Below are 8,652 nucleotides of genomic sequence, written 5' to 3' on the forward strand. Positions count from 1 at the left end.
GCCATGTTTTTTGAACCGGTTGAAACCAATTCGGTTGATATTGAAGCAGCGATCAATAAATTGAACCCGATGCAGCGGGAAGCGGCCGTCACAACCAACGGTCCTCTGCTGATCATGGCGGGGGCGGGGAGCGGCAAGACCCGCGTACTGACGCACCGAATCGGCTACCTCATTGCAAAGCGTATCGCTGCACCATGGAGCATTTTGGCGATCACGTTCACCAACAAAGCCGCGCGAGAAATGCGGGAGCGGGTGTCCAAGCTGGTTGGCGCACAAGGCAGTGACATTTGGGTCAGCACGTTCCACTCAATGTGTGTGCGCATTTTGCGCAGAGATATTGAACGCATCGGGTTCAGCTCGAATTTCAGTATCCTTGACTCCGCCGATCAGCTTTCCGTTATTCGCAATGTAATGAAAGACCAGAATATCGATACCAAGAAGTTCGAGCCCAAAGCGGTGCAAGCCGCGATCAGCGGCGCGAAGAACGAGCTGTTGACTCCGGACAAGTATGAGCAGCTGCAAGGGGACTATTTTCAAAGTCTCGTCGCGAAGATCTACACCCAGTACCAGAAGAGGCTGAAAAGCAACAACGCGCTGGACTTCGACGATCTCATTTTAATGACCATACAATTGTTTAAAGATGTTCCTGAAGTGCTGGATTTCTATCAAAAAAAATTCCGCTATATTCACGTCGACGAGTACCAGGATACGAACAAAGCGCAGTACAGCTTGTGCAAAATGTTGGCGGAGCAGCATCATAACATCTGCGTAGTGGGTGACAGCGATCAGTCGATTTACCGTTGGCGCGGCGCGGATATTACGAATATTCTCAATTTCGAGGCTGACTATCCGGAAGCCCGGACGATTCTACTGGAGCAGAACTACCGTTCAACCTCGACGATTCTGGATGCGGCGAACTCGGTCATCAAGAATAATCTGGGACGCAAATCGAAGAATTTGTGGACCGACCGCAGCGGCGGGGACAAAATTACCGTTTACCAAGGTGACTCCGAGCATGAGGAAGGGTACTTCGTAGCAGGCGAAATTCGCAAAAATCGAGATAATGCCAAGCGATACGCCGATCACGCTATTCTCTACAGGACCAACGCGCAGTCCCGTGTGATCGAGGAAATTCTGATCAAATCGGAAATTCCGTACCAGATCGTGGGCGGTATTAAGTTCTACGAACGTAAGGAGATCAAGGACATTTTGTCGTATTTGCGCCTCATTTCCAATCCGGATGATGACATCAGCTTGAATCGGATCATTAACGTTCCGAAGCGAAGCTTGGGCGACACGACGATGGCGAGAGTACAGGCGGAAGCCGCGCAGCGGGGAATCTCCATTTACCGGCTCCTTAGCGAAGGGGATGGATTGCTTGGTGACGGTCTGTACCGTGTGGACATTCAAAACCGTGCCAAAGCCGCTTTGTCGGAGTTTCGTCAGCTGATCGCCAACCTGAGCGCAATGGTGGATTACCTGTCTGTAACGGAATTAACGGAGAAAATGCTTGAAATGACCGGTTACCGGATGGAGCTGCAGCGGGAGAACACACTTGAATCCCAGTCCAGATTAGAGAACATCGACGAGTTCTTATCCGTTACGCAGGAATTCGAGAAACGCAACGATGACAAGTCGTTGGTTGCGTTTTTGACGGATTTGGCGCTGATCGCGGATATCGATTCGATGAACAATAACGACGAGGATGATGGCGATGCGGTCGTCCTGATGACGATGCATAGCGCCAAAGGCCTCGAATTCCCGGTCGTATTTATCGTTGGAATGGAAGAAGGCATCTTTCCGAGCAGCCGTTCGTTCATGGACAATGCCGAGATGGAAGAAGAGCGGCGATTGGCGTATGTCGGCATCACCCGCGCCGAGAAGAAGCTGTATCTGACTTGCGCCCGCGGTCGTTTGCTTTATGGGCGTCCGAGCAGCAACGCTCCTTCACGGTTTTTGGAGGAAATCCCGACCGAATTGAAAGAACCGGTTGAGCAGGCAGGCGGACGTTTCGGATCATACGGAGGGTACGGTTCACGTGTCAGCGGCGGCGGCTTCGGTTCGCGCACTGCATCGCCGGCGGGATTCGGCGCCAGGCCGGCCGTATCCGGCGGAACGGCAGGTGTTCGTCCGGCAGCAGCAGCTGCGCCGCGCCCGGCCGGCGAAGGGTTGAACGTGACAGCCGGCGACAAGGTTCAGCATGCCAAGTGGGGCATCGGAACCGTTGTTTCCGTCAAAGGCGAAGGCAACGATGTGGAGCTGCAGATCGCTTTTCCTGCACCGGTAGGCGTTAAGCGATTGTTGGCGGCTTTTGCGCCGATTACGAAGGTCTGACCCTAATAAAAAGACTGCCGAGTCACTCGGCAGTCCCAACCTAATTGCGGGTGTATCCCTGATGGTGATAATCCGGCGTTCGCAGCTCCTCCAGAATGTCCATATATTCGATATGGCGCCGCGTTTCCACCGTTCCGATTTGATAGATGTATCGGTAAACCTCCATCAGGCTATCGTTGAACTGATTCGTAGCCGAGTCGCGATCCGCTGATTTATAGGGAATCGGAGCACGCGCATGCGTTCTATCATCAACGGATTTTTCTCTATCCAACAATGTTTGCAGATTATCGCGTTCGGTTTCTGTGGCCATAATCGTAAGTTGATCCGTCAGTGTCGGTTCCTTATTGATCATGCCCGTCGACACAGAAACGTAGTAACGTTGTTTTTCCATCTCTGGTCACCTCCCAACGACACTAATTATATTTACACAGGCATCTGATAACGTGAAACAATGAAACAGGTCGAAAATGGCATTGAAGCCTTCATTTGACACGTTATTGTACGCTGAAATAGACTTAGGTGAATGACCTATTTTGACCGAAAAAGAGAGGTTGACGTCGGATGACCCAATCGGATTCCATGGAACGCATGCGAGAGCTTATCGCCGAGCTTAATTTACATAGCCATCGTTATTACACAGAGGATACTCCTACTATCAGCGATAAAGAGTATGACGTGATGTATGACGAGCTTTCCCGATTGGAGCGCGAGACAGGCACCGTTATGCCCGATTCGCCGACGCGGCGGGTGGGCGGAGATATTCTAAAAGGGTTCGAACCGCACCGCCATCTTTCACGCTTGTGGAGCTTGGACAAAGCGCAGAACCTGGAAGATCTTCAATCCTGGGCGGCACGTGTTCAGCGGCTGATTAATGATTTCAATGCGAAGAATCCCGCACAGCCGCTCCCTGATCCCGAGTATGTCATCGAGCTGAAATTTGACGGACTGACTTTAAACCTGACCTATAGCGACGGCCATTTAAGTCAAGCGGCTACTCGCGGCAACGGCGAGGTTGGCGAAGGGATTTTAGCGCAAGTGCGGACCATCCGGTCTCTTCCTCTCACGATCGGATTTGCGGACGGTACAATCGAAGTGCAAGGCGAAGGGATCATGCGTCTGTCTGTGCTCGAAGAGTACAACAAAACGGCTGCCGAACCGCTGAAAAATGCGCGCAACGGCGCGGCGGGCGCTTTGCGGAACCTGGATCCCCGGACTACCGCGTCACGTAAGCTTGATGCTTTTATTTATAATGTGGGATTTGCTGAAGGCATTGCGTTTGATAATCATCGTGAAATGATGGATTTTCTGCGGGAGAACCGCTTCCCTGTCAATCCTTATATCACTTATTGCAGCACGATTGACGAATTGACCGCCGAATTGGATCGGATAGTCGCCCGCCGCAGCCAGTTCGATTACCTGATTGACGGAGCCGTGGTGAAGCTGACCGACATGCGCACCCGGCAGGTGCTCGGATATACGGATAAATTCCCGCGCTGGGCGGTCGCATTCAAGTTCGAGGCGGAGGAAACGACCACCGTTCTGCAATCCGTGTCATGGGAAGTCGGCCGGACGGGCAAAATAACTCCGCTGGCCCGGGTGGAAGCAGTGGAGCTCGCCGGTGTAACCGTGCAGAACTGCACACTGAACAACATCGGCGATATCGAACGCAAAAATTTGAAGCACGCCCTGGGAACCCGGGTATTTATGCGGCGTTCTAACGACGTGATCCCTGAAATTCTGGGCAAAGCAGACGACGAGTCCGGCGCACCATCGAGGTGCCATCGAATTGTCCGGGCTGCGGTTATCCGCTCGAGATGCGCGGCGCTCATCTGTTCTGCAACAACCGGCTCGGATGCAAACCGCAGGTAGTGGGGCGGATCACCCATTTTGCTTCCCGCGATTGCATGGACATCGACACCTTCAGCGGCAAAACTGCCGAACAGTTATATGAAGAAGTAAATGTACGAGACCCGTCCGACCTTTACGCGCTTACATACGAGGACCTCATCAAGCTGGAACGTTTCGGAGAAAAGAAAGCGCGCAACTTGCTTGCCGCGATCGATAAATCCAAGACCAGGGAGTTGGCTAACTTCCTTAACGCGTTAGGAATACCGAATACCGGCAAAGCCACAGCCAAAATGCTGGCCGAGCACTACGGCGATTTGGACCGGCTGATGGCTGCAGATGCAGCTGAGCTGACGGGCCTTCCCGATGTGGGCGGCATTGTCGCGGAAAGCATCGCCGGCTTCTTCCGGGATCCGGTTATGCAGGCGAGCATCACCCGGATGAGAGAACTGGGGGTAAAGGCCGAAGCATCCCGGGCGGCCGCGGCCAAAACGGATACGAGCCATCCGCTGTACGGAAAAACTGTGGTGCTTACCGGCACACTTACGTTAATGACCCGGGACGAGGCCGCGAAGAAGCTGGAAGCCTTAGGCGCCAAAGTGTCGGGCAGCGTGTCGAAGAAAACCGACCTCGTGATTGCCGGCGAGAGTGCGGGCAGCAAGCTGACCAAAGCGCGCGAGCTGGGCGTGCCTGTGCTTGAGGATGAGAACGAGTTGTTACAAATGCTGAAAGCCGCCGACTAGGCGGCTTTTTCTGTTGAAACTTCAATGCCTCCTGTATCGTCTAACTGTTCAGATTGGGGATGATGACCGATGAATTCGAAGAAATGGGCGGCAGCCGGTTTCCTTTTTCTATGCTCAGTATTGGTGAGTGGCTGCCGGTCAGACGTGGAGCCAGAGTCCGTGCCCCTGCGGACAGCTGTTTCAACTCCTGTGCCGGTGCAAACTCCAAAAGCGTCGCCTGCAGCTTCCGAAACATCGCAACCCCTGACGCTCGAACGTGTTCAAACGCTATGGCGGTCTGACATGAGCGCCAAACAACTCGATGTTATTTTCGGCCCGGTAACGGATGTCAAAGAAACTTACATTTCAATAAACAATATGGCGCATAAGGTGAAGCTTGAGCTATACGGAACACCCGACGCTCAATTAATGGTCTATTGGTCGGGAGAAGGTCGATTGCTTCATGCGGTATTTTACGACAATGACGCAGTGGGCGAACGAAGAAGTTATTTGCCGGCACTTGGCGGCATGCAAGCATCTTCCTCGGGAAATAATCGGGTCGCCCGGAATAACGGCATTGCTTTGGATCAACCTGCCACTCTATATGCGGATGCTTCCGGATACGAGTGGTGGGGCGGCGAACGGCCGATAGCTGCAACGCTTGTTAAATCAAGCTTGAAATACCGCGTGATCACGCTGTCGGATGATTTTGCGGAACTGGAAGAGGAGACCGGATACCGATACTGGGTGCCCGTCTGGTATTTGACTAAAGCGGCCTCAGATATACAGGAAATATCTCCACTGGTCATGCAAGCTTCCGGTGAATTGCCTGTGTCATGGTATCCGGAATCGGAAGGGCACGCGATGCTGCTGAAAAGAGGTTCGGTGCTGTACGCATACCGCCGGTATGGGGACTGGTACGGCGTTGCCGCGCCGGATCGCGATAACCCTGACAGACAACCCGGACTGCTCTGGGTTCGTAAAGATCAATTGGTGTCGATGGGGAAGGCGCCGGCCTGGTACTCGGACGTTAAGTCCAAAGAAGCGGCGTCTGAAGTGCTGTCTGCGGTTGTACGCAGCGAGCTCCTGCCGTTCGTACCTCAGAAGCGGGTTCGGGAAATACTAGGTGAGCCGAACTTCGTAGAAGCCTCGGAAAATGTAGCCCAGTATGATCAGAAGGCGCGGACACTGCCGGTGTGGAGGTACGAAAACGCGAAAACGCAGCTTGTCATTTCATGGTCCGAGGACGGCAAGTTAAGTAACTATCAGTTTCGAGATGTTGCAGGCTTTTCGAGTTTCGGCTTAACCGGAGTCCCTGGACCCTTCGTGCCGTCGCAGCCGGTAGACTGGGACTGGCGCTACCGCTCCGATTTGGCTTACAACTTTTTGATTGATCGGATCGGAAATGTACTGTTGGTTGCGGGTGAAGACGGGGGCTTTAGCGGAATGCACGAAAACTCTAATCTCTATGCGCTTGATTCAGACACCGGGCGAAAGATATGGCAGTTTGATTTCGGACACGAAGCCCATTTTTACGGGTTGAGTTCGGACCGCAAGAACATCATGTTTTTAAAAAGATCGGTCAAAGACGGTGAAGAGTTCTACAAGCTGCAATCCCTGCAGATATCTACAGGCACAACAGTTTGGGAGAAGACACTGCGCTTCAAACCGGGCGTTTTATGGAATATCTCGCTGGCCGTGTCGGACGATATTGCCGCTGTGTTGTCCCAGTTTACGATGGACAGTGAACAAAAAGGTCAGTCTTTCCTTGAAGGATGGAACATGAAAACAGGCAAACACTTGTGGAAGGTGAAGCTTCCCGATTCGTCCGAAGTGTCATATACGAGCATCGCAAATCAGCCGGTTGTTCTTGTGCAGTCGAACTCCGATTCCGCCAATGATGGGGAATTGCGCGGTTACTCTCCTTCGTCCGGAAAAATGCTGTGGACACTGCACGGTCGGCGGCTAGCGGGCGAACGGGAGCTTGTGGATGCGCAACAATCGACCCAAAAATGGCGAGGTTTCTGGACACGGACAACGGACAAACTCATCTTTGTTGACGCAGCTAATGGGCATGACCGCCTAACATTGGATTTACCTGCGGACACCCGTTACTCAGTAATCGATGATCGTTATGTTTTTAAAAATCAGGAAACAGATAATGGACCCTTCCCTGATGATGTTGAATTGAACAGTTCTTTGGTGGATCTGCAAACTGGGCAGTCAGTGTGGACGGTTTCGGGTAAAGCCGAATATGGGGAACGCATGGACGGGGTATTGTTTTACACCTTGGACGGAAAGCCGATGGCATACGACTTGAACAATGGCCGGCAGCTTTGGGACAGCGATCTTGTTACAGCCGGTCCATCGGTAACTTATAACGGAAAGCGTATAAATGCATCCATAAATACGAATATACAATCCACGGACGCGAACGGCGTCTATGTCATGGATAGCCGCAACGGCCAAGCGGAAGGCAGATTGCTCGATGTACGTGTCGGTTATTACGACTTTACGCCTGAACAACTGATGGCCGGATATTTGAGGGTCATTAAAGGTAAGCTTTACGTCGGTTCATCAAACGGGTATTTTGGCAGGCTGTCAAAGCTGCGTTGAATCGGTGCAATGATGTTATCTTGCATTCGCGCGAATTCTCGCACGCAGCTGTTTGAACTGAAAGTACATCGTGCAGCCAATACAATAGCCGGCTAAAGCCATGCCTGCAGCGGCGAATAACATTGAGCTGAATACGTATCCGGCGATCTCCCAGCCTATGGAGAAGCAAAGAAGCGATAACGTCAAGAAAATGACAGCCAATAGGTTATTGAAACGCTGCAGCTCTTCCGCTTGCGTGTCCCGCCCTTTACCGGGCAGTACGCGCTTGCCGATGGCCACGAATAGATTGAATTTTCCGCCGCTCAGGAGCCCGACGACTTGGATGAGCCACAGTGCAACCAAGATCCACAGCTCGCCGAACAGGAAGAAAAGAATAATGGATGCGACAATGCCGGTCTGATTTGCTTTTACGTAACGCATGGGAATCTCACGCATAGAACATCACCTCTCTATTAATACAACTAATTACAACATAGTCTAGGTTGTGCAAAACAATGCCCGATAAATCCCAGTTGCTATTAGGTTTGTTTCTGTGATAAATTATTACTCGCCGCTAAAAACGAGAGTTGATACGGTGGCAATGAAGTTTCAACCGATAAGCAATGTTGAGGGAGAAATTGGTTGTTGCATCTGACTTGTCAACTGTGATATATTATTCAAGTCGCCTCTTACGGCGGCGGGATAAATAAGCAGTAACATTGTTCTTTGAAAACTGAACATCGAGCGTAATACGGTTCCTGTCGTCCTTTGGGACGATAGACAACGATTTACTTTTTTAAGTCAGCATTTTGAGCCTTCATGGCTCTCTATTATGGAGAGTTTGATCCTGGCTCAGGACGAACGCTGGCGGCGTGCCTAATACATGCAAGTCGAGCGGAGTTGATGAGAAGCTTGCTTCTCTGATACTTAGCGGCGGACGGGTGAGTAACACGTAGGCAACCTGCCCACAAGATCGGGATAACATTCGGAAACGAATGCTAAGACCGGATAAACAGTCCTCTCGCATGGGAGGGCTGGGAAAGACGGAGCAATCTGTCACTTGCGGATGGGCCTGCGGCGCATTAGCTAGTTGGTGAGGTAACGGCCCACCAAGGCGACGATGCGTAGCCGACCTGAGAGGGTGAACGGCCACACT

At 52.0% G+C, this 8,652-nt stretch carries 5 protein-coding genes, 1 rRNA gene and 1 pseudogene; 4 read left to right on the forward strand and 3 right to left on the reverse strand.

The features are described 5' to 3' along the window. The first annotated feature begins 3 nt into the window (after positions 1-3). Positions 4-2,334: a DNA helicase PcrA gene (gene pcrA / locus SD71_RS06980; protein WP_041061389.1), complete on the forward strand. Its 2,331-nt coding sequence runs from the start codon at positions 4-6 to the stop codon at positions 2,332-2,334. A 40-nt stretch (positions 2,335-2,374) separates the two neighbouring features. On the opposite strand, the gene SD71_RS06985 is transcribed toward pcrA, so the two are convergent. Then, positions 2,375-2,725 carry a hypothetical protein gene (locus tag SD71_RS06985; RefSeq protein ID WP_041061392.1) on the reverse strand — a complete coding sequence of 117 codons (351 nt, stop codon included), beginning with the start codon at positions 2,723-2,725 and terminating at the stop codon, positions 2,375-2,377. A 170-nt stretch (positions 2,726-2,895) separates the two neighbouring features. On the opposite strand from SD71_RS06985, the pseudogene ligA reads away from it, so the two are divergent. Next, a pseudogene (ligA, locus tag SD71_RS06990) lies at positions 2,896-4,922 on the forward strand (NAD-dependent DNA ligase LigA). A gap of 40 nt (positions 4,923-4,962) precedes the next feature. Here the strand turns inward: ligA and SD71_RS23895 are convergent. Then, positions 4,963-5,157 carry a hypothetical protein gene (locus SD71_RS23895; protein WP_041061395.1) on the reverse strand — a complete coding sequence of 65 codons (195 nt, stop codon included), beginning with the start codon at positions 5,155-5,157 and terminating at the stop codon, positions 4,963-4,965. A 47-nt stretch (positions 5,158-5,204) separates the two neighbouring features. On the opposite strand from SD71_RS23895, the gene SD71_RS07000 reads away from it, so the two are divergent. Further along, positions 5,205-7,517, forward strand: a complete 2,313-nt coding sequence (locus SD71_RS07000; RefSeq protein WP_041061398.1) for an outer membrane protein assembly factor BamB family protein — start codon at positions 5,205-5,207, stop codon at positions 7,515-7,517. A 15-nt stretch (positions 7,518-7,532) separates the two neighbouring features. Here the strand turns inward: SD71_RS07000 and SD71_RS07005 are convergent, their stop codons facing one another. Next, on the reverse strand, positions 7,533-7,952 hold the full coding sequence (locus tag SD71_RS07005) for a DUF4395 domain-containing protein (RefSeq protein ID WP_041061402.1): 420 nt from the start codon (positions 7,950-7,952) through the stop codon (positions 7,533-7,535). A 373-nt stretch (positions 7,953-8,325) separates the two neighbouring features. Here SD71_RS07005 and SD71_RS07010 point away from each other — a divergent pair. Continuing rightward, a 16S ribosomal RNA gene (locus tag SD71_RS07010) occupies positions 8,326-8,652 on the forward strand; the annotation flags it as partial.

Origin of the sequence: Cohnella kolymensis, assembly GCF_000829465.1 — a bacterium.
Classification (GTDB): domain Bacteria; phylum Bacillota; class Bacilli; order Paenibacillales; family Paenibacillaceae; genus Cohnella; species Cohnella kolymensis.